The organism is Gilliamella sp. N-G2 (assembly GCF_002142215.1).
Lineage (GTDB): Bacteria > Pseudomonadota > Gammaproteobacteria > Enterobacterales > Orbaceae > Gilliamella.
The window spans coordinates 177761-199408 of the sequence record NZ_NAST01000002.1; the positions used below are offsets into that span (position 1 = coordinate 177761).

Annotated in this window: 18 protein-coding genes, 1 tRNA gene and 1 other RNA gene; 16 read left to right on the forward strand and 4 right to left on the reverse strand. The window is 35.7% G+C overall.

The features are described 5' to 3' along the window. Nucleotides 1–11 precede the first annotated feature (11 nt). The gene (locus B6C99_RS01895) at nucleotides 12–701 is read left to right on the forward strand and encodes a DedA family protein (protein WP_086358283.1); all 690 of its coding nucleotides are present in this window, start codon (nucleotides 12–14) and stop codon (nucleotides 699–701) included. A 2-nt stretch (nucleotides 702–703) separates the two neighbouring features. Here B6C99_RS01895 and rnpB read toward each other — a convergent pair. From rnpB to B6C99_RS01910, 3 genes are all read right to left on the reverse strand, one after another. Next, nucleotides 704–1092: RNase P RNA component class A (gene rnpB, locus B6C99_RS01900), an RNA gene on the reverse strand. Between the two features lie 174 nt (nucleotides 1093–1266). Next, nucleotides 1267–1629 (reverse strand): outer membrane protein assembly factor BamE, encoded by a 363-nt coding sequence (bamE, locus tag B6C99_RS01905; protein WP_086358284.1) that lies wholly within the window; start codon nucleotides 1627–1629, stop codon nucleotides 1267–1269. Nucleotides 1630–1842: 213 nt separating this feature from the next. After that, on the reverse strand, nucleotides 1843–2115 hold the full coding sequence (locus tag B6C99_RS01910) for a helix-turn-helix transcriptional regulator (protein WP_086358285.1): 273 nt from the start codon (nucleotides 2113–2115) through the stop codon (nucleotides 1843–1845). 183 nt (nucleotides 2116–2298) lie between these two features. Here B6C99_RS01910 and B6C99_RS01915 point away from each other — a divergent pair, with 183 nt between their 5' ends. The 12 genes from B6C99_RS01915 to B6C99_RS01970 all read left to right on the forward strand — a co-directional run bounded on the left by B6C99_RS01915 (nucleotide 2299) and on the right by B6C99_RS01970 (nucleotide 15822). Further along, the gene (locus B6C99_RS01915) at nucleotides 2299–2655 is read left to right on the forward strand and encodes a DNA-binding protein (RefSeq protein ID WP_086358286.1); all 357 of its coding nucleotides are present in this window, start codon (nucleotides 2299–2301) and stop codon (nucleotides 2653–2655) included. Between the two features lie 63 nt (nucleotides 2656–2718). Beyond that, on the forward strand, nucleotides 2719–3255 hold the full coding sequence (proQ, locus tag B6C99_RS01920) for an RNA chaperone ProQ (protein ID WP_086358287.1): 537 nt from the start codon (nucleotides 2719–2721) through the stop codon (nucleotides 3253–3255). Between the two features lie 9 nt (nucleotides 3256–3264). Further along, on the forward strand, nucleotides 3265–5337 hold the full coding sequence (gene prc, locus B6C99_RS01925) for a carboxy terminal-processing peptidase (protein ID WP_086358288.1): 2073 nt from the start codon (nucleotides 3265–3267) through the stop codon (nucleotides 5335–5337). A gap of 185 nt (nucleotides 5338–5522) precedes the next feature. Next, nucleotides 5523–5610, forward strand: a tRNA-Ser gene (locus B6C99_RS01930). Between the two features lie 150 nt (nucleotides 5611–5760). Beyond that, nucleotides 5761–6654, forward strand: a complete 894-nt coding sequence (gene prmB / locus B6C99_RS01935) for a 50S ribosomal protein L3 N(5)-glutamine methyltransferase (protein WP_086358289.1) — start codon at nucleotides 5761–5763, stop codon at nucleotides 6652–6654. A gap of 35 nt (nucleotides 6655–6689) precedes the next feature. Then, nucleotides 6690–7757, forward strand: coding sequence for a chorismate synthase (aroC, locus tag B6C99_RS01940; protein ID WP_086358290.1), 1068 nt, complete (start codon nucleotides 6690–6692; stop codon nucleotides 7755–7757). A gap of 2 nt (nucleotides 7758–7759) precedes the next feature. Next, the gene (locus B6C99_RS01945; RefSeq protein ID WP_086358291.1) at nucleotides 7760–8512 is read left to right on the forward strand and encodes a TSUP family transporter; all 753 of its coding nucleotides are present in this window, start codon (nucleotides 7760–7762) and stop codon (nucleotides 8510–8512) included. Nucleotides 8513–9062: 550 nt separating this feature from the next. Continuing rightward, the gene (locus B6C99_RS01950) at nucleotides 9063–9986 is read left to right on the forward strand and encodes a LysR family transcriptional regulator (RefSeq protein ID WP_065578586.1); all 924 of its coding nucleotides are present in this window, start codon (nucleotides 9063–9065) and stop codon (nucleotides 9984–9986) included. Between the two features lie 146 nt (nucleotides 9987–10132). Continuing rightward, entirely contained in the window at nucleotides 10133–10402 is a 270-nt protein-coding gene (gene rpsO / locus B6C99_RS01955; protein WP_086358292.1) for a 30S ribosomal protein S15, read from the forward strand. 317 nt (nucleotides 10403–10719) lie between these two features. Further along, nucleotides 10720–12834, forward strand: coding sequence for a polyribonucleotide nucleotidyltransferase (gene pnp, locus B6C99_RS01960; protein WP_086358309.1), 2115 nt, complete (start codon nucleotides 10720–10722; stop codon nucleotides 12832–12834). A 24-nt stretch (nucleotides 12835–12858) separates the two neighbouring features. Beyond that, a complete protein-coding gene (nlpI, locus tag B6C99_RS01965) occupies nucleotides 12859–13710 on the forward strand; it encodes a lipoprotein NlpI (RefSeq protein WP_086358293.1) in 852 nt (283 codons plus the stop codon). A gap of 345 nt (nucleotides 13711–14055) precedes the next feature. Further along, entirely contained in the window at nucleotides 14056–15822 is a 1767-nt protein-coding gene (locus B6C99_RS01970) for a DEAD/DEAH family ATP-dependent RNA helicase (RefSeq protein ID WP_086358294.1), read from the forward strand. A gap of 53 nt (nucleotides 15823–15875) precedes the next feature. Here B6C99_RS01970 and B6C99_RS01975 read toward each other — a convergent pair whose 3' ends face one another. After that, nucleotides 15876–17261 (reverse strand): MFS transporter, encoded by a 1386-nt coding sequence (locus tag B6C99_RS01975; protein WP_086358295.1) that lies wholly within the window; start codon nucleotides 17259–17261, stop codon nucleotides 15876–15878. A gap of 151 nt (nucleotides 17262–17412) precedes the next feature. Between B6C99_RS01975 and B6C99_RS01980 the strand changes: the two genes are divergently transcribed. Genes B6C99_RS01980 through recB form a run of 3 tightly spaced genes read left to right on the forward strand, consistent with a single transcriptional unit; the run spans nucleotide 17413 to nucleotide 21635 of the window. Continuing rightward, on the forward strand, nucleotides 17413–17709 hold the full coding sequence (locus tag B6C99_RS01980; RefSeq protein ID WP_086358296.1) for a YfcZ/YiiS family protein: 297 nt from the start codon (nucleotides 17413–17415) through the stop codon (nucleotides 17707–17709). A 9-nt stretch (nucleotides 17710–17718) separates the two neighbouring features. After that, nucleotides 17719–18177 (forward strand): phosphohistidine phosphatase SixA, encoded by a 459-nt coding sequence (gene sixA, locus B6C99_RS01985; protein ID WP_086358297.1) that lies wholly within the window; start codon nucleotides 17719–17721, stop codon nucleotides 18175–18177. Next, the gene (gene recB / locus B6C99_RS01990) at nucleotides 18156–21635 is read left to right on the forward strand and encodes an exodeoxyribonuclease V subunit beta (protein WP_086358298.1); all 3480 of its coding nucleotides are present in this window, start codon (nucleotides 18156–18158) and stop codon (nucleotides 21633–21635) included. The genes sixA and recB overlap by 22 nt, the downstream gene beginning before the upstream one ends. The last annotated feature ends 13 nt before the right edge of the window (nucleotides 21636–21648 follow it).

Genomic DNA, 21648 nt, shown 5'->3' on the forward strand with positions numbered 1-21648 from the left:
AATTAAGCTAAATGGATACAATCATTACACTCTATCAAGCATTTGTTCATATGGATCTTGCAACACTCTCAAATCCAAATGTGTTATGGATATTATATGGCATGCTTTTTGTTATCATTTTATTAGAAAATGGTGTGTTACCAGCAGCCTTTTTACCGGGTGATAGTTTATTGTTTCTAACTGGTGTATTAATTAGTCAAAATGTTTTTCATTTTGGTTTAATAAACTTAATTCTAATTGCGGGTGCCGCATTTGGTACATGGCTTGGTTATGCGCAGGGACGCTGGCTTGGCAATACCAAAATTGTGCAAAATTGGATGGCACATTTGCCCGAAAAATATCATCGTAAATCAGAAGTTTTATTTCATAAATACGGATTACAAGCCTTATTTATCGGACGATTTATTGCATTTGTACGTACTTTATTACCGATGATGGCGGGATTATCGGGTTTACATAGTCGCAAGTTTCATATCTATAACTGGATTAGTGCGACATTATGGATTTTCTTAATTGTTACATTAGGTTATCTATTCGGCTTATCGCCGATTTTTAAAACCTATGAAAAGCAAATCATGTCGTTACTTATGTTAATACCGGTAATTTTATTGCTATTAGGTTTGCTCTTCACAATTTGGCTAGCAATTAAACGTTGGTTGAATAATAAAAAGCAAGTGAAACAAGATACAACAGAAAAGTAAAAGAGCGAAATTAACCGATAAGCCGGGTTCTGTCGTGGACAATCATTCCTCTAGGCTAATACTCACGCATTAGCTCAAGCAGTCTACCCGGATTCAACGCGGGCCGCGCCAATGAATCCCTATTTGACCTTGCTCCGAGTGGAGTTTACCGTGCCACAACTGTTACCAGTTGCGCGGTGCGCTCTTACCGCACCCTTTCACCCTTACCTGATCTTATTACTAAGCCATCGGCGGTATACTCTCTGTTGCACTAGTCGTGAATTCTAGCTCTCGCCAAAATCCCCCAGGCGTTACCTGGCACTCTGCCCTATGGAGCCCGGACTTTCCTCCCCTCTGTTTGTCTCCCTTTTGCAAAGGACTACAACAAAGCAGCGATTGTCTGGTTAATTTCGGCGAAGAGTATAACCTAATCGTTATTTTTGTCTAGAACAGAATAGGGTATATATGAGGAATCTAGATAAAAAATTATAAATTATAAAATTAAAATCAGTGTTTAACTAAGTTTAGCCACAAAAAATAATCAAGAAAGCAGAATTAACCAATGTACTTAAAATTCAACTGATAATTACCATTTCTTCTGCTTATTATTTTCATCATAATTAAACCAAGTTACAACTCCTTGATTAACGATTACTTCTAATGTGCCTTCAATAATATCATATTGTGTTTCTCCCAACAAAGCATGACTAGTTGAACTCTTTTTCATATATTTATAAGTCCATTTAGTTTCATTATTATTAATAGTTGTTTTAGTTGTTGGTTCACCAAAAGTATTTAAAAGTTGAACTTCAGTGGTTGAACCCTCAACTATTTTGGCTACTTTCTGGTGATTAAGTGGAGTACCTTGTTCAAAATAATTTTTTTGTGAACATGCTGATAATGCCAAAATTGAAAACATAACGATCAAAATTTCACTGAGATTTTTCATGGATTATTGCCTATTAATTTATGATCTATAATAAAAGTTAGCTAATCATAGCATAGCTTTACTAATTGATGGAATCATAGATTTCAACAATAATTATTAATCACTGCAATTAATAATAAAAGGGTAAAATGAACATATGGAAACACATAATGTTTCTTTATGTTTCCAATTGTTTTTAAAATGAAGAGAGTTTTTATATCTCTCTATTTTCTTTTATACGGTATCGTCTCTTTTTTTTCTTAAAACACGTTTAATTGGTTGTTTTGTCATGGAATTAATATAACGACTTGGCCAAATTTGCGAAGGTTTCAAATTAAGTGCCTTAGCTATAATAGTTTCCCCTTTGGTCCACGGTCTCACAAGTGCATTGCTCAATGTTGATGAGCTTAAGCCTGAATTGCGAGACAATTCTGCAAGGTTAGTACCTTTCTTTTTTAATGCAGCTATTATATCTGCTTTATGCCAGTCATTAGATTTTATTTCCATTTTTTCTTCCTTCTAAGTTTATTACCTCAAATATATATGTTATGCTTTCTTGTTATTAAAACTAGTAAGTTTATTATTTTTACAATAAAGTAAAGATGAACAATTATTGGTTTCTTATTATTGTAGCAAAATTTCTTTAATTTCTATAATTTTTTCTTGTTTCTTTAAAATAGGATAATTAAAATGAAAGAGTGGTTCACACCAAAAGAACTATTAAGCATTGCAGGGATGCCTTCAACAACTCAAGGTATAAACCGTAAAGCAAGAACTGAAAAGTGGACTTCTCGAAAGCGTTCAGGTGTTCGAGGTAAAGCACTTGAATATCATATAAGTAGTTTATCAATAGATGTTAAAAAAGCTTTATTTCTCGAGGAAGAAAGTGCAACTTATATTGTTTCACCTATTGATCCACTACAACTTTGGATGACCGCATTTGAGCAGTTATCTACTGAAGAACAGTTAGTTGTAAGCTCTTGGTTAATGCGTAACGGTATTAAAGATTTTATTACTTTTATTAGTAAACAAAAAAAAGATAATTAGTGTTATTGTACAAGCTGAGATATACTTTGTCGTCGGAAAATTTTAGTTACTATGGAATAATCAATGGAAAATCAGTTTCAATTAACAAATAGTAAAGAAATTATTATTTATTTAGCTCAACAATTCCCAAATTGTTTTACAATTGATGGAGAAGCAAAACCTTTAAAAATAGGTATTTTTCAAGATATTCTTTCTCGTTTAGAAAATGGTAAATTATTGAGTAAAACTAAGCTTAGAGTTGCACTTAGAACTTATACCATGGGTTGGCGCTATTTATATAGTATAAAAGAAGGTGCACATCGAATCGATTTAGATGGTAACTCAACTGAAGTGATTACCAAAGAACAAATGGAACATGCGCAACAGCAATTAAAAGAAAGTAAAGAACAAGCTAAAGAACGATCGAAGCAAAAAAGAAAATTGGTTTCAAAAACATCTCGAAAACCTCGATCATTGAAAATTGGTGATTTTGTTAAAGTTAATATCGGGAAAAAACCAATAAAAGGGCAAATTACCGCAATTGAAAAAGAACATATCAAAGTTAAAGTAGGGGCAGGAATGGAATTAACGGTCAAACCTGAACATATTATCAATAAATAGAGAATTTATATGAAGAAGCTACTGAAGAGTTTTATTAAATTCGGTCTGGTTTTATGTATTGTTAGTACTACAGCTCATGCTAAAACTTCGGCAACTGAACAGATTCCAATTTTAAAGCAAGACGAAGTACATCAAGCGGTTGCAAAACGTGTCACAAACTTTTTTACACAGTCACATTATCGTGATTTTTCGTTAGATGGGGCTTTTTCTGCCAAAATTTTTGATCGTTATTTCAAATTATTAGATGCTAACAAAACCATTTTCCTTCAAGATGATGTAAATAAATTTCGTAATCGCCAAGAACAATTAGGGCAAGAACTCACAGATGGCGATTTAAAAACAGCATACGATATTTATAACCTATTTTTACAAAAACGCTATAATCGTTATCAATATGCACTTAAAGTTCTACAACATCCCATGGACTTTAATACTAAAGAGCAAATAAATTTTAAACGTGAAGATATGGCATGGCCGACATCTGAACAAGAGCTTGATGATTATTGGGATAAACGTGTTAAATATGATGAACTAAATTTAGCGTTAACCGGAAAAAACGAAAATGAAATTCGTGAAACATTAACCAAACGTTATAACCGCGTCTTAAAAACCATCATACAATCTAATAACGAAGATTGTTTCCAAGTATTTATGAATGCGTTTGCAAGAGAAATCGATCCTCATACTAGTTATTTAGCACCACGCAAAAAACGTGATTTTGATTCAGAAATGAGTTTATCTTTTGAAGGAATTGGAGCTACACTTAGTCAACAAGATGATTATACTGTGATTATGTCTTTTGTCACTGGTGGTCCTGCTGAAAAAAGTAAATTATTATCAGTTGGTGACAAAATCATCGGCGTAGGGCAAAGTAATTCACCAATTGAAGATGTCATCGGTTGGCGTTTAGATGATATTGTTGACAAAATACGAGGACCCAAAAATACTGCAGTAAAATTAGAAATTTTACCTGCTGACAATAATAGTAAACCTAAAGTTATTGAACTTATCCGTGATAAAATTCATTTTGAAGACCGTGAAGCAAAATTAAAAGTTATTAATAATAGCCGTGGTAAAATTGGTATTATTGAAATACCAAGTTTTTACATTGGATTAACTAAAAAAGTTGAATCTTTGCTTATTGAAGCAAATAGCGAGGAATTGCAAGGAATCATTATTGATTTACGTGATAATGGTGGAGGTTCATTAGCTGAGGTAATTGAGTTAACGGGACTATTTATAGATAGTGGTCCTGTTGTTCAAGTACGTGATAATTTACAAAAAATAACAATTTATGATGATAAAAATAAGGGTATTGAATATACTGGTCCAATTGTTGTGATGATCAATCGATACAGTGCCTCAGCATCTGAAATTTTTTCAGCAGCTATGCAAGATTATGGTCGTGCTGTTATTGTTGGCGAAACTACCTATGGTAAAGGAACAGTACAAACCTCTCGAAATATTTCATATCCTGTTGATGCACGTTTGCATCCTAAATGGCCAGAACTTGGTGGTGCACAATACACGGTACAAAAATTTTATCGCATTAATGGTGGAAGCACACAACTAAAAGGTGTAACACCAGATATCGTAATGACCAAAAATCAATATGTCGATGAAACAGGAGAGCGTTTTCTTGATAATGCCATGCCTTGGGATAAAATACCTTCTGCTGATTATTTGACTATTGCTAACATTAAACCGTTGATATCTACTTTAGAGGCACAGCATCAAGCTCGTATAGCTAATAATCCTGAATTTAATTATATTGAAGAGGATATTAAACGATTAAATGATAAAAAAGATGATCAATATATTATCTCTTTAAATAAAAATGAACGAGAAGCCGAACAGAAAGCTAATGAAGATTTAGATTTAAAAAGAATTAATGAACGACTAAATAGAAAAGGTTTAAAATCTATCAATAAATTGAAAGATTTACCTAAAGATTATAAACTACCTGATGCGTTTTTGGATGAGTCTGTTGAAATTTTATTTGATTTAATACCTATTTATCCAACTATCAAAACTGGTAAAGTTAAAACAAGTTTTCTTTCTTTAGATAACCCAATTGAATAGTTAAAAATAATAGTAAGGAGTAAAGACTATGTGTACTAACTTAAAATATGCTTTAATTGGAACAGCCTTAACTGTATGTGTATTTGTAACGTTTGGCGCTATCGTTTGTATGAATTAACACTTGATTAATTATTTGCTGATAATTATAGTATGCACCCTGCTTTCAAAAAGCAGGGCTAAATTAAGGTGAGGTGTCCGAGTGGTTGAAGGAGCACGCCTGGAAAGTGTGTATACGGCAACGTATCAAGGGTTCGAATCCCTTCCTCACCGCCATAAATATTTATTTAGTCATCGAAGGAAAGAGCCATTAGATTCTTTAGCATTGCCAATAGAATCTATTAATATGGTCTTGGCATTTACCTCAGCTTTAATGACCTGACGTGACGATTAATCTCTTCCTCTCCACGATCTTTCGGAGTTACTATGGAAAACTTACGCACTGTTCAGGATTATATACGCTGGACCACTTCACAACTTAGTCAATCGGATATCTTTTTAGGCCATGGCACGGATAATCCTATCGATGAAGCTAAACAACTTATCTTAGCTACCCTAGGCTTATCACTATTTATTCCTCCTGAGTTTTATGTTGCAAATCTGACTAATGATGAAAAACAACAATTAAATGAGATCATTAACAAACGTATTAATGATCGCTTACCTACACCTTATCTAACTAATCAAGCCTGGTTTTGTGGTCATAGTTTTTACGTTGATGAACGAGTCTTAATCCCACGTTCTCCTATTGGTGAACTGATCAATAATCAGTTTAAAGATATAATCAGTAGTGAACCAAAAAATATTTTAGATCTCTGTACTGGTAGTGGGTGTATTGGTATTGCTTGTGCTTATGCATTTCCTGATGCTCAAGTTGATATTACCGATATTTCATTAGAAGCATTAGATGTCGCCCAAACTAATATTGAACTGCATGATATGCAATATCAAGTTACGCCAATTTTATCCGATCTATTTAATCAATTAGAGAACAAAAAATACGACCTAATTGTGACTAATCCTCCATATGTCGATGATGAAGATATGAATGATCTACCCGACGAATTTTTATATGAACCAAAACTAGCACTCGAAGCGGGATTTGATGGATTAGACTTAGCAAAAAGAATTCTACACGATGCTTGTGATTATTTAACACCTGATGGTGTATTAGTCTGCGAAGTTGGTAATAGCTGGGTGTCTTTACAAGAACAATATCCAGATGTACCCTTTAACTGGATCAGTTTTGAGCATGGTGGATTTGGCGTATTTGCAATTACGCAAGCTGACTTGAAGACTTATCAGCACTATTTTAAATAAATTAACTATAAAATAAAAAAATTGGAATAAGAACTATGGCAGGAAATTCGATTGGTAAATTATTTAAAGTCACTACCTTTGGTGAATCACATGGTACTGCACTAGGTTGTATTGTTGATGGTGTGCCACCAGGAATGAATTTAACCGAATCCGATATGCAACACGATCTTGATCGCCGTCGTCCTGGTTCATCTCGTTACACTACGCAACGTCGAGAAGCTGATCAAGTAAAAATCCTCTCAGGCGTATTTGAAGGTGTGACTACCGGTACCAGTATCGGATTATTAATTGAAAACACCGACCAACGTTCACAAGATTACAGCAAAATAAAAGATATTTTTAGACCGAGTCACGCCGATTATACCTACCAAAAAAAATATGGTATTCGGGATTATCGCGGTGGTGGTCGCTCATCGGCACGCGAAACAGCCATGCGTGTTGCGGCAGGTGCTATTGCTAAAAAATATTTACATGAAAAGTTAGGTATTACCATTCGTGGTTATTTGGCACAAATGGGTGATATCCAGTGCCAATTAAATGATTGGCAACAAGTTGATCAAAATCCTTTTTTCTGTCCAGATGAAAGTAAACTAGAGGCTCTTGATCAACTATTAAGACAACTCAAAAAAGAGGGCGATTCAGTTGGCGCTAAAGTCTGTATTGTTGCTGAAAATGTTCCGGTAGGTTTAGGTGAGCCAGTCTTTGATAAATTAGATGCTGATCTTGCCCATGCATTAATGAGCATTAATGCAGTAAAAGGGGTTGAAATTGGTGATGGTTTTGCTGTAGTTAATAAACGTGGCAGTGAAAATCGTGACGAAATAACCCCGCAAGGATTTTTATCAAATCATGCTGGTGGTATTTTGGGGGGAATTAGTTCGGGACAAACTATTATTAGCAGCATAGCATTAAAACCAACCCCAAGTATTGAAATTGCCGGACAATCAATTAATATTAATGGTGAAAGTGTCGAAGTTTCAACCCATGGCAGACATGATCCTTGTGTCGGTATCCGAGCAGTACCTATTGCTGAAGCAATGGTCGCTATCGTATTAATGGATCATTATCTTCGCTATCGGGCTCAATGTAGTGATGTAAAATAATCATGAGTTACGAATTACTGGCTTTACTTTTTTTAATTGCGACGTTAGCAGGCTTTATTGATTCAATTGCTGGTGGCGGTGGACTATTAACGGTACCGGCACTACTAGCTGTAGGATTACCACCAGCGAGTGCGTTAGCTACTAATAAATTACAAAGTTGTGGCGGTTCTTTTTCTGCTAGTTTCTATTTTATTCGCCAACGTATGGTTGATTTAAAACAGCAAAAATGGGCGATTGTTTGTGCATTCATTGGTTCCGCTCTTGGCACATTATCAGTCATGCATATACAAGCGGATTTCTTAAAATTATTATTACCAATATTAACCATCAGCGTCGGACTTTATTTTCTACTATCACCAACAATCGGAGATAGTGATCGTAATAGTCGGCTTTCGGTTTTACAGTTTGCTTTGATTCCTGCGCTGGTTATCGGTTTTTATGATGGATTTTTTGGCCCCGGTGCCGGATCATTCTATGCGCTCGCATATATTACTCTGGCTGGATTTAATTTAACTAAAGCAACCGCCCATACCAAAGTACTTAACTTTACCTCTAATCTAGCAGGATTAATCTTCTTTATTGCTGGTGGAGAAGTGGTATGGTCAATTGGTTTAGTTATGTTAGTTGGCCAATTTATCGGCGCAAGATTAGGGGCAAAAATGGTTATAGCTAAAGGACGAAAATTAATAAGACCAATGTTAATCACCGTTTCAACCATTATGAGTGTTAAACTAATCTATGAAAACTTCTTTTAAAGAATAAAAAAAACATTTTTAATTAACTATAAAAAAACCGTTCCTCAAAATTTTTGAGGAACGGGTTTTTTTGCATTTCCCAAAGTCTATATTTTAAATCAATAAAAAACCCTTTTTTTTACTTAAAAATTAATTTCATAAAAATCAAATAGTTGAAATTAACCGCAGAAAAAGGGTTTTTACGTCAAAATTGTTATTTACCTTTATCTGAACAATGATTATATTATATCGGTTTCTAGTTTAACGCCGTATAGGCCGTTTAGAAAGATAAAAAAAGGGCGTTCATTTGTAGCTATTGCTTCAAGGCTGTATAAGCCGTTTAGAAACTCTAGCACTCGGACTTAATACCCGATCAAATCTTCAAGGCTGTATAAGCCTGAAAAATTTTGAGGAGCTTACTTTTTAAAGCCCAACATCTTATAAAATAAAAATTTTACAATATATAGGTAGCGTAAAAACGGTTAATTGCCTTTTGCTGTACAATCTCCCAGACAATGTTTATAGTAGTTCATATTCTGAATTAATATTGGTTTTGATTACTAGCGATATTATGAAGCTTCAACAGTTACGTTACATTTTAGAAATTGCCCGTTCAGGCTCAATCAATGAGGCTGCTAAAAATTTGTATATTACTCAACCAAGTTTATCAACCGCAGTCAAGGAGTTGGAAGCTGAATTTGGTATTGAAATTTTTGTACGGACATCTAAAGGAGTTTCATTATCGACTGATGGAGTTGAATTTTTAGGTTATGCAAAACAGGTTTTAGATCAAGCTCAGTTGCTAGAACAGCACTATGCTAAAAAAGTACCCTCCAAACAACTGTGTAGCATATCTACCCAACATTATGCATTTGCGGTAAACGCTTTTGTTAATTTAATCAAAAAGAATCATACTGATGAATATGAGTTTACCCTACGTGAAACTCGTACTTACGATATTATAACTGATGTGGCTAATTTACGTAGTGAAGTAGGTATTTTGTATCTAACTGATTTTAACCAAAAAGTTATTTTACGTTTGCTTAAAGAACATCGTTTAACTTTTAATCCACTATTTGAGGCTGATCCACATGTATTTATCAGTACCCATCATCCTTTGGCGGCCATGAAGTCTTTAACATTAGATGATTTAGAGGATTTTCCTTATCTTTCATTTGAACAAGGCGAATATAACTCTTTTTATTTTTCCGAAGAGATTTTAAGTACTGTGTATCATAAAAAAAGTATTCATGTCAGTGATAGGGCAACTTTATTTAATTTATTGCATGGATTAAATGGCTATACAATTAGTACCGGTGTGCTCAGTACTGATTTAAATGGGTCAGACATTCTATCTATCCCTTTAGATGTCGAAGAAAAGATATTAATTGGCTGGATAACATCACAAAAAGCACAGCTAAGTTTATCGGCACAAAATTATATTGAAGCGTTGAAAAAGCTTATTCAAGAAGAGTATGGTTTTAAGCTCAAATAAACGTTTGCGATTAATAAATCAAATTGCTATTTCAGTAAATTCCAGTATAATTGCGCACGATTCATATATTTATTATATGAATGCCGAGGGATGTCTGAATTAGAGATCGGTCATTCCATTTTTTATATTTATTTAAGAGGTTTATTATGTCTCTAACTGTAGAAGCTAAAGCGAAAATCGTTGCTGAATATGGTCGTGGTACTAACGACACTGGTTCAACTGAAGTTCAAGTTGCTCTTTTAACTGCACGCATTAATGGCTTACAAGGTCATTTTTCTGAGCATAAAAAAGATCACCATAGCCGCCGTGGTTTATTACGCATGGTGTCTAGCCGTCGTAAATTATTAGATTATTTACGTCGTAAAGACTTTGAACGTTATAGCCAATTAATTCAAAGACTAGGTTTACGTCGCTAATTATTTATCTACTTGAAAAGAGGCTTAGGCCTCTTTTTTCGTTGTGAAAATTCAAGGCTTTGATATAATGCAGAGTCCGAAAAGCTAAATAAATGCTTTGAAGATAGAAATTAATAAAATAAAAGATTGTATCTCATGTTTCGCGCGACTAATGAGAGCTCTATAATTTATAGATTTGTCATTAGTCGTGACAGTGAAATAATCTTTTGTTTAGTATCCCACACATAGTTGAAGTGTGTATCAATATGTTCCAGCGTCATGCTGCTTCCTGTCGAAATATCAAACTTCAACGTGATTTATTACAAGAGGACATTATTTTGTTTAATCCGACATATCAAAAATTCCAATATGGTCGCCATACTGTTACTTTAGAAACTGGTATTATGGCGCGTCAAGCAACTGCTGCAGTTATGGTTAACATGGACGATACTGCGGTATTTGTCACTGTAGTTGCTAATAAAAAAGTTAAAGAAGGACAAGACTTTTTCCCTTTAACCGTTAACTATCAAGAACGTACTTATGCTGCAGGTCGTATTCCTGGTGGCTTTTTCAAACGTGAAGGTCGCCCAAGTGAAGGCGAAACATTAATTGCCCGTTTAATCGACCGTCCACTTCGTCCATTATTTCCTGAAGGTTTTGTTAATGAAATTCAAATCATTGCAACAGTGGTATCAGTAAATCCTGAAGTGAGCCCTGATTTAGTTGCTATGATTGGTGCATCAGCTGCACTTTGTTTATCTGGCGTGCCTTTCCATGGCCCAATTGGTGCTGCTCGTGTAGGTTTTATCAATGATGAATTTGTGTTAAATCCATCAGTAAAAGAATTAGCATCAAGCCGTTTAGATTTGGTTGTTGCCGGTACCAAAAGTGCGGTATTAATGGTTGAATCAGAAGCTGATCTGTTAACTGAAGACCAAATGTTAGCGGCAGTGGTATTTGGGCATGATCAACAACAAGTTGTAATTGATAATATCAATGAATTTGTTGCTAAAGCGAATTGTGAAAAATGGGATTGGGTTGCACCCGCTAAAAATGAAGAGCTATTTAATGCGGTTTCTGAGTTAGCTAAAGATCGTTTAGGTGAAGCTTATCGTATTACTGAAAAACAAGCTCGTTATGCGCAAATTGATTTAATTAAAGAAGAAGTGTTAGCAGCACTTAAAGAAAAAGATGAAGAGCTTGACGAAAACGAAGTTATCAACATTATTGTTGATTTAGAAAGCCAAATCGTTCGTCAACGTGTTATTGCTGGTGAGCCACGTATCGATGGTCGTGAAAAAGATATGATTCGTGCTCTGGATATTCGTACCAATGTATTACCTAGAACTCATGGTAGCGCATTATTTACTCGTGGTGAAACGCAAGCATTAGTTACCGCTACTTTAGGTACTGAACGTGATGCGCAGATCATTGATGAGTTAACTGGTGAATATACCGAACGTTTCCTTTTACATTATAACTTCCCTCCATATTCAGTTGGTGAAACAGGTATGGTTGGTTCACCAAAACGTCGTGAAATTGGTCATGGTCGTTTAGCTAAACGTGGTGTTGCTGCGGTAATGCCAAGCAAAGAAGAATTTCCATATACTGTACGTGTAGTTTCTGAAATTACTGAATCTAATGGTTCTTCTTCAATGGCTTCAGTTTGTGGCGCATCATTAGCATTAATGGATGCTGGTGTACCAATTAAGTCTTCTGTTGCCGGTATTGCAATGGGCCTTGTTAAAGAAGGTGATAACTTTGTAGTATTATCTGATATTTTAGGTGATGAAGACCATCTTGGTGATATGGACTTTAAAGTAGCTGGTACCCGTGAAGGTGTAAGTGCACTACAAATGGATATCAAAATTGAAGGTATCACCAAAGAAATTATGCAAGTTGCCTTAAACCAAGCTAAAGGCGCTCGTTTGCATATTTTAGGGGTAATGGAACAAGCGATTAATAAACCTCGTCAAGAGATATCTGAATTTGCACCTCGTATATATACGATGAATGTTAATCCAGATAAAATCCGCGATATCATCGGTAAAGGTGGTGCAACTATTCGTGCATTAACTGAAGAAACCGGAACTACCATTGAAATTACTGATGATGGTACAGTGAAAATTGCGGCATCTGATGGTAATAAAGCGCAAGATGCAATTGCACGTATCAACAACTTAGTTGCTGATGTGGAAATTGGTAAAATCTATACCGGTAAAGTAACGCGTATTGTTGATTTTGGGGCATTTGTTTCTATTATTGGCGGAAAAGAGGGACTTGTTCACGTTTCTCAAATCGCTGATCATCGAGTGGAAAAAGTTGCAGACTACTTGAAAGTAGGTCAAGAAGTGAATGTTAAAGTGTTAGAAATTGATCGTCAGGGGCGAATTCGTTTAAGTATGAAAGATGCAGTTGAGTTAGACTCTCAAGTTACACCAGTAACTGAATAAAATAAAATTAATTAGGAGCCTACTATGAGATTATACAACCTGAGAATGCTGTGCTGTATGTTTGCAGTCATTATTTTGTCAGGTTGTTCTAATTCTTTACCTTTACTTGCTGTTCCTGAGCAAGTTTCGTATGATGATGAATTGAAAATTGCTGAAATTAGTCAACGATTATCAAGACGAGATCTTGATACTGTTTCTAGAATGCAACTGATTTTCGAACGAGGAATTGTTTACGATTCATTAGGTTTTAAAGCATTTGCACAAAGTGATTTTAATCACCTTTTAAGCTTTAACCCAGAGATCCCAGATGTTTATAATTTTCTTGGTACATATGCGCTAAGAGATGGTGATTTTGATAATGCGATCATGGCGTTTAATACTACTTTAGAGCTAGATCCATCTTATGCTTATGCCTATTTAAATCGTGCGATAGCATTATATCGTACAGGACATTATCAAGCAGCACAGCTTGATGCACAAAAATTTTACCAATATGATGTCAATGAACCAATTCGAATTCTGTGGCTTTATTTGATTGAAAAAGAAATAGATAAACAAGCTGCACTAACTCAATTACAAAATCGTTATGATAAACTTAACGACAAATCGAGTTATAGCAGTGATATTATTGCATTTTATTTGGGTAAAATGAATGAATCCAAATTAATGCAAAACCTTCAACAAGGTGTAGAAAATGATCGGCAATTAGCTGAGCGCCTTTGTGAAGCTTACTTTTATTTAGGTAAATATTACCAAAGTAAAGGTAATAATGAGCGTGCCAAAATGTTATTTAAATATGCTTTAGCTAATAATATTTATAACTTTGTTGAACATCAACAGGCACTCTACGAAATTAAGTTACTTGACGAAAAGTAACGAGGGTCATGCCAGTTTAAAAGTGAAAATATTGTTATAGCGTAGTTCTGATTTGCCCGTAAAATATTCTCGATTCTTTGCATACTTTTTATCAATTGTATTGTTTAAATATTAATTGCATTAAAGTTATCTAATTGAGTAAGTATTGGCAGTTAGTTATTGGGGTGAGTTGTAAATTTTCAATTTAGTGAGCTGGCATAAATGTATATAGGCTGTTTTATTTTGGTACCGTAATAATTTGTGATACCTGCAGTAATCCTCATGAATTATTTTACTTAATAGCGATCAACTGAGGTTGCTAACCAAATATTGAGCATATATAGTTAAATTTACAAGCGAGTTTACATGACAAAAGAAATATCTTTTATTGACCTTGGTTTATCTGAGGAAATCCTTAACGCATTAAATGATCTTGGTTTTACTAAACCATCACCAATCCAAGCCGAATGTATTCCTTTACTTTTAGAGGGTAATGATGTGCTGGGTATGGCGCAAACCGGTAGTGGCAAAACTGCCGCTTTTTCAATCCCTTTTTTAATGAATATTGATGTTAATTTAAAAGCACCACAATTATTAGTATTAGCGCCAACACGTGAACTAGCTATTCAAGTTGCTGATGCGTGTGCTGAGTATTCTAAATATGTGAAAGGGGTAAAAGTATTAGCGCTTTATGGTGGTCAACGTTATGATGTGCAATTGCGTGCATTAAAACAAGGTCCACAAATCGTGGTAGGAACGCCTGGTCGTTTATTAGATCATTTAAATCGTAAAACGTTAGATCTTTCTAATCTCAAAGGGTTAGTTTTAGATGAAGCCGATGAGATGCTACGAATGGGCTTTATTGATGATGTTGAAAGCATTATGGCGACAATTCCTGAAGAGCATCAAACTGCGCTATTTTCAGCGACGATGCCGGCGCCAATTCGTCGAATTACTAAACGTTTTATGCATAATCCAAAAGAAGTGCAAATCAAAGGGACTAAGCAAACTGCACCAGATATCGATCAGAGTTATTGGCTCGTTCGCGGCATGCGTAAGAATGAAGCGATTGTACGTTTCCTTGAAGCAGAAGACTTTGATGCGGCAATTATTTTTGTGCGCACCAAAACCGCTACCTTAGAAGTCGCTGAAGTGTTAGAAAAACATGGTTATAGTTGCGCAGCCTTAAATGGTGATATGACGCAACAGCTTCGTGAGCAAACACTTGATCGTTTACGTAATGGTCGCTTAGATATTTTGATTGCAACAGATGTGGCAGCGCGCGGTTTAGATGTTGAACGTATCAGTTTAGTGATTAATTATGATATTACGCTAGATTCAGAATCTTATGTTCACCGTATTGGGCGAACTGGTCGTGCTGGTCGAGCAGGACGTGCTATTTTATTTGTTGATAGCCGTGAACGTCGTTTGCTTAAAAATATTGAGCAAACTATCAAGAAACCAATTCCAGAAGTGGCATTACCTTCTAAAGAGTTGCTTGAAAAACGTCGTTTAGCTAAATTTACTCAGCAAGTTCAGCAACAACTTGAGAGTACCGATTTAGAACAATATCAAACATTACTCGAACAAATTCAGGCTGAGAGTGGCACAGATCTTGAAACGATTGCCACAGCGTTGCTACGTTTAGCACAGCGTGATCGTCCGTTAATTCTTCCACCTGATCCAGTCTTTAAACCGGCAAGAGAATATCGTGATCGTGATGGTCGTAATGGTGAGCGTCGCTTACGTGGTGATAATCGTGAATCACCAAAACGTCGCGAACGTCGAGATGTTGGTGAGATGGATATGTATCGTATCGAAATTGGTAAAGAAAACGGTGTTGAAGTGCGCCATATTGTCGGTGCAATTGCCAATGAAGCTGATATTAGTAGTCGCTATATTGGTAATATCAAACTTTATGAGACTTATTCAACCGTAGAATTACCAAAAGGTATGCCTAAAGATATCCTTAAGCATTTTGAGCGTGTTAGAGTACTTAATAAACCGATGAAAATGAGCCTAGTCGCAGGTAAATCATCTGAAGCTAAGCGCGGACGTAAAAGTAGTCAGCCTGAATCTGATGATAAAGGTTTTGCGAAAAAACGTGGTCGCCCAGCCGCACCTAAGTTTTAATACTTTTAAGTTTTGACTTTTCAAACCTCTGTTATAAAACAGAGGTTTTTTTATTATTTTTTATTTAGATTGTTTCCTGCATTTTTCGGCAAAGTGATAAAGTCAATCATCGCCAATAAAGTCATTCCAGCCACCATAAATAGTGCTAAGCGAAAGTCTGCAACCATTAATTGTTTATGACCATGATAACTGGAGGCAATAAATAAAAATAAAGCACTTAATACAATACCTAGTACGTTATTTAGTTGTTGAAAAATGGTTGATAAAATATTGGCGCTTTGTATTTCCGTTTTATCTATTTCTGCAAAACTGAGGGTGGTAATAGTAGTAAATTGAATTGAACGCGCGCCACCGGCAAAAAATAGCACTAATATAATCCAGATGATTGATGTGTCTGGCGTGAAGAGCGCACATAAGACGAAACTCAATGATAACAATAGACCATTGACAATGAGTATATTGCGAAAGCCAAACTTGTGAATTAATGACGTATTAACCGTTTTGAGTAGGATATTGCCGGCGAATAGTGAAAGCAGTAGCGAACCCGCGGTTATAGGGGACCAACCAAAACCAACTTGAAACATAAGTGGTAAGATAAATGGTGCACTATTTAAACCAATTCGTATTAATGAACCACCCAAGAAGCTCATTCTAAAAGTACGTTTAGAAAACGCGTATAAGCTTATTAGTGGATGCTTAGTATGGGTGAGATGATAATAAGCAAAAATTAATACGAGAATTCCTGCAAAAGAAACAGCCAGACCTAACCATAGGCTGTGATTTGAGTGCGAGACCATTTCTAGTCCATAAACGAACATTAATAGTCCTAAACCGCAAGCGATAAATCCAATACTATCAAATAATTGCTTTTCTGGTAGCTCTTTGGGTAACAGTCGATAAGCAAAAAATAGGGCAATAAAACCTAAAGGAATATTGAGAATGAATATCCAATGCCAACTGAGATATTGTGCGCAGAATCCACCAATAAGCGGCCCCATTAATGGCGCAATTAAACCTGGCCACACTAGAATTGAAATTGTACTAACCAGATGCTGTTTTTCTGTTCGACTTAAAACTACCGTTCTGCCTACGGGAACCATCAATGATCCGCCTAAACCTTGAATTAATCTTGCGATAGTAAACATGGTTAAATTGGTCGATAAGGCACACAATATCGACGCTAACATAAATAATATAATTGAAATTGAGAAGACTCGATAAGCGGTGAAACTATTGGCGATCCAACCACTTGCGGGTAAACCAATGGTAAGTGCTAACATATAAGCACTAATTCCGATGGATAAATCTTGAGGGCTTGTAAGAAATGATTCTGCCATTGCCGGAATGGCGGTGGTGATCACCGTCGCGTCGAAGTTCTCCATAAAGAACGTTGCGGCAACTAAAATCGCCATTTTTCGAACGTGATTATATTGTTGCATGATATTGTCTAATTAATATATAAATCTAAAATTAAAGTTTTTAATATACGCCAAAAATTTGCGTTGTGGTAAAGCTTTTTAACATTTTGCCCTTAGTGGTGATTGAGAGTATACTAATAGCAGTTCAATAGGTAAAATAGAGAGGTACAGGATGACAGATTCTTTAAACAAATGTAAAGCTAACGAAACCCCTGCTTGTTGTTGTGTGGATGTTGGCACTATTATTGACAATGAAGATTGTAGTGCAGAATATGAAAATGTTTTTGCAACTGAATCAGAAGCAAAAGAAAAATTAGCATCATTGACTCAAGCAGCAAAGGATGTTGAAACGGAACCTTGCGAAATCAATAGTAGCATCGATAAAGTTGAAAATGGTTTTAAATTAATGGCTAAATTCACTTTTTGTTGCGGTGCTGAATGCATGATTTTCCAATTAAAATTACGTTAATTTTATTTCATGAAAGTTTGTATTATAAGACATGGTGAGGCAGGTTTTTCTGCTTCATCAGATGCTAGTCGATCATTGACTGATTTTGGCAGAAAACAAGCAAGTCAAGCTGGTTTATGGCTCAATCAGCAAGATTATAAATTTGATTTAGGGTTAGTAAGTCCTTATTTAAGGGCACAGCAGACTTTATCTGAATTATCTGCATACTGCCTTGTGCCTAAAGTTGAAACTGATAATTTTTTGGTGCCAGGTGGCAGTCCTTCCCATATTGCCGATTTATTAATGACACTTCCCGCTCGCGGTATTGAAAATGTGATTATTGTTTCACATCTTCCTTTAGTGGGTTATTTAGTTAATGAGTTGTGTCCAGAGGTTTCACCTCCAATGTTCCCTACAGCTGCTATTGCTTGTGTTGAGTTACCACCCAATGCGGCAGGAAAGCTAGAATGGTTTCATATAGTGGAATAAAAAAACTTAATCTTTTTGATTTACCGTTAACAGGTCGAACGCTTATTGAAGCGTCAGCTGGGACTGGTAAAACCTATTCGCTCGCCTTTATTTATCTGCGGTTGTTACTTGGAATTGGTGAAAATAACTACCCTAAACCTCTTGATGTTAATCAAATTTTAGTTGTGACTTTCACCAAAGCCGCAACCCAAGAACTGCGATCGCGGATAAGACAAAATATTCAAGAGCTGCGTTTAGGACTGTTGCAAGGTCACCATGATGATCCAATTTATCAACAGCTAATCGACTTAGTTGAGGATAGCAATGATGCCATTCAAAGATTAACCCAAGCGCAACAATCAATGGATGATGCGGCGATTTATACGATTCATGGTTTTTGTCAGCGTATTTTAACGAGTCATGCTTTTGAATCTGGTGTGCTGTTTGAGCAAACGTTAATTACCGATGAGCAAGAGCTCAAGTTACAGGTTGTCCAAGATTTTTGGCGTCATTATTTTGTTCCGCTTGATAAAGCGCTAGTCTATTTGATTCTCGATTATTGGCAAGATCCAGAAACATTATTAGCTGATATCAAACCTTATCTAAATTTCGAATTTGATGAGAAACCAGAAGAGCGTGTTGATATCACTGAAAAAATCCGGCACTTCCATCAAAAACATATTGAGCAGATCGATCTGGTTAAAAAACGGTGGTTAGATGTTGCTAGCGATCTTCCAGACATCATTGCACAATCTGGTATTAATAAACAATCTTATAGTAGTCGGTATTTACCAATTTGGTTGGCTAAAGTTACGGCTTGGGCTCAGTTGCCAACGCGATCGTTTAAATTACCTAGTGAGTTAACTAAATTTAGTCAATCAATTTTAATCGAAAAAACCAAGCAAGATAAAAAGCCACCTGTTCATGCTGTGTTTCAGCAGATCGATGCGTTATGCAATAGCGCTATAGATTTGCGTAGCGAAATTTTAATGGATGTGGTTAGCATCATTCAAAAACGGATTTATGTGCAGAAGATTAAACGTGGCGAAATGAGTTTTGATGATTTGTTAAGCCAGTTAAATCGCGCTTTACGTGCCACGAATGGTAAAAGATTAGCGCAAAGTATTGCACAAAAATATTGCGTGGCATTGATCGATGAGTTTCAAGATACCGACCCGGTGCAATATAAGATCTTCGATCGTATTTATCGACATTATCCCAAAGAGACCGGATTACTGTTCATAGGTGACCCTAAGCAAGCGATTTATAGTTTCCGTGGTGCAGATATTTTTACTTATCTAAAGGCGAAGTTATCAACCGGTGAAAATAACTTTACTATGCAGGTTAACCATCGCTCCTCGGCGTCAATGGTAAATGCGGTTAATGCGTTATTTAATCACCATGAAAATCCTTTTGTTTTTGAAAATATTCCTTTTTTACCAATGGAAAGCGCAGAGCGTAATCAGTACAAAGGGGTAGTGGTTAATCAACAAGAAGTTAATGCGTTAGCGGCCTATTTATTGCCTGATGAGATTAGCACAAAAACAGATTATCAAGAGCATATTGCTAACTGTTGTGCTAAGCAGATTGTGACTTGGTTGACCGATCCGACAATTTTAATCCAAGATAAAGATGGTCAGCGACCAATTACTACTGCTGATATTGCGATTTTGGTTCGTACCGGGCATGAAGCTGAAATTATCCAACAAAAATTGGCCGCGGTTGGCGTTAAAAGCGTCTATTTATCTAATCGTAATAGTGTATTTTTAGCTAAAGAAGCACAAGAGGTGCTCTGTTTATTACAAGCTGTACTTATGCCTGAAAATGAATCAGCTTTGCGTTTAGCGTTAATGACGAGCCTACTAGGGCAAACCATGAGCGATTTAGAGCAAATTACTGATGATCAGGATAAATGGGAAGGCTTGATAGAAGAGTTCAAACAGTATCAGATTATCTGGCAATATTACGGTGTGTTAGTCATGTTGCGACGGATGATGAAAAAACGCCAGTTGGCAGAAAATATCTTAGCAACCCCAAATGGTGAGCGGACGTTAACCAATTTGATGCATTTAGGCGAACTACTGCAAGAAGCGGCGGATGAGCTAGATAGTCCACATGCTTTAGTTCGTTGGTTATCAAGACAAATTGTCAGTCCTGACTCTAATTTAGAAAATCATGAGCAACGCTTAGAAAGTGATGAAAATTTAGTAAAAATTATTACGATTCATAAATCGAAAGGTTTAGAGTTTCCTATTGTTTGGTTACCTTTTGCTGCGCAATTTCGTAATGCTGATAGTCAGTTTTATCATGATAAAAATAATGATTATCAACCTACCTATGCTTGGCTATTAACCGATGAAATCAAACAACAGATTGAAGATGAACGTTTAGCAGAAGATTTGCGTTTACTTTATGTCGCTATGACCCGTTCAATCTTTCATTGTAGCGTTGGTTTAGCATCATTAAAAAACAGTCAGTCTGCGATTGATTATTTATTAAAAGGTAACTTACGTTCAATTGCTAAATTTGCTGATTTAGTTGAACTGCAATTACCGATTTTAGGTGATCAGTATAATATGGCAGTAGCCGCCAATCTTTCACTTACCGCTAATGTGTTTAAACGTAAATTATCTAATAGTTGGCGAGTGACTAGTTATACCGAATTACAAAAACACCATAATGTAGTGGGTATTAATTCAGCTATGATTAGTGATTGGCGTGAGAATAGTGCACCGTCTGAAGATTCTTTATCACTTGAAACGCAATATGATATCCATCATTTTCCAAAAGGTGCTTATGTTGGTACATTGTTGCATTCCATTATGGAAAATTTAACGTCAACTAATGTCGAGGATTTGTGCGCTAGTACGATTAAAAAATTGAGTTTACCACCGCATTGGTTAACAGTGCTAAGTGATTGGTTACAACAGGTTTTAGCAACGAAACTAAATAAAAGACAAGATCAAGATGGGCCGTTATTAGCCGATGTTTTAAATAGCCAATGTATTAATGAATTACAATTTTATTTTCCCATTCGCAGTGCTGTGACCAGTAAGCAATTAGATAGTTTATGTAAAGAGTATGATGATTTATCCAAACAATGTCCTCCTTTAGATTTTGAAACTGTACAAGGCATGTTAAAAGGATTTATCGATTTAGTCTTTGAGTACCAGGGTAAATATTATATTGTAGATTATAAATCAAATTGGTTAGGTGATGGGGTAGAGGCTTATACCGAGTCAGCATTAAATCAAGTTATGTGTGAGCATCGTTATGAGCTGCAGTATCAAATTTATTGCTTAGCCCTGCATCGATTTTTACGCAGCCGTTTAGCTGATTATCGATATGAAACGCATTTTGGTGGTGTTTATTATTTATTTTTACGGGGACTTCCTAAACAAGGGATCTTTTATCATCTACCAAAGCAACAGTTTATAGAGAAACTCGATAAATTATTTGATGGAAATACGGATAAATAATCTTTATTTTGTC

Coding starts and splice junctions, on each gene's coding strand:
- nlpI (WP_086358293.1), top strand. CDS start 12,859: ATGAGATTATACAACCTGAGAATGCTGTGCTGTATGTTTGCAGTCATT.
- B6C99_RS01915 (WP_086358286.1), top strand. CDS start 2,299: ATGAAAGAGTGGTTCACACCAAAAGAACTATTAAGCATTGCAGGGATG.
- B6C99_RS01910 (WP_086358285.1), bottom strand. CDS start 2,115: ATGGAAATAAAATCTAATGACTGGCATAAAGCAGATATAATAGCTGCA.
- B6C99_RS01945 (WP_086358291.1), top strand. CDS start 7,760: ATGAGTTACGAATTACTGGCTTTACTTTTTTTAATTGCGACGTTAGCA.
- B6C99_RS01950 (WP_065578586.1), top strand. CDS start 9,063: ATGAAGCTTCAACAGTTACGTTACATTTTAGAAATTGCCCGTTCAGGC.
- proQ (WP_086358287.1), top strand. CDS start 2,719: ATGGAAAATCAGTTTCAATTAACAAATAGTAAAGAAATTATTATTTAT.
- bamE (WP_086358284.1), bottom strand. CDS start 1,629: ATGAAAAATCTCAGTGAAATTTTGATCGTTATGTTTTCAATTTTGGCA.
- recB (WP_086358298.1), top strand. CDS start 18,156: ATGGTTTCATATAGTGGAATAAAAAAACTTAATCTTTTTGATTTACCG.
- sixA (WP_086358297.1), top strand. CDS start 17,719: ATGAAAGTTTGTATTATAAGACATGGTGAGGCAGGTTTTTCTGCTTCA.
- aroC (WP_086358290.1), top strand. CDS start 6,690: ATGGCAGGAAATTCGATTGGTAAATTATTTAAAGTCACTACCTTTGGT.
- B6C99_RS01895 (WP_086358283.1), top strand. CDS start 12: ATGGATACAATCATTACACTCTATCAAGCATTTGTTCATATGGATCTT.
- B6C99_RS01980 (WP_086358296.1), top strand. CDS start 17,413: ATGACAGATTCTTTAAACAAATGTAAAGCTAACGAAACCCCTGCTTGT.
- B6C99_RS01975 (WP_086358295.1), bottom strand. CDS start 17,261: ATGCAACAATATAATCACGTTCGAAAAATGGCGATTTTAGTTGCCGCA.
- prc (WP_086358288.1), top strand. CDS start 3,265: ATGAAGAAGCTACTGAAGAGTTTTATTAAATTCGGTCTGGTTTTATGT.
- rpsO (WP_086358292.1), top strand. CDS start 10,133: ATGTCTCTAACTGTAGAAGCTAAAGCGAAAATCGTTGCTGAATATGGT.
- prmB (WP_086358289.1), top strand. CDS start 5,761: ATGGAAAACTTACGCACTGTTCAGGATTATATACGCTGGACCACTTCA.
- B6C99_RS01970 (WP_086358294.1), top strand. CDS start 14,056: ATGACAAAAGAAATATCTTTTATTGACCTTGGTTTATCTGAGGAAATC.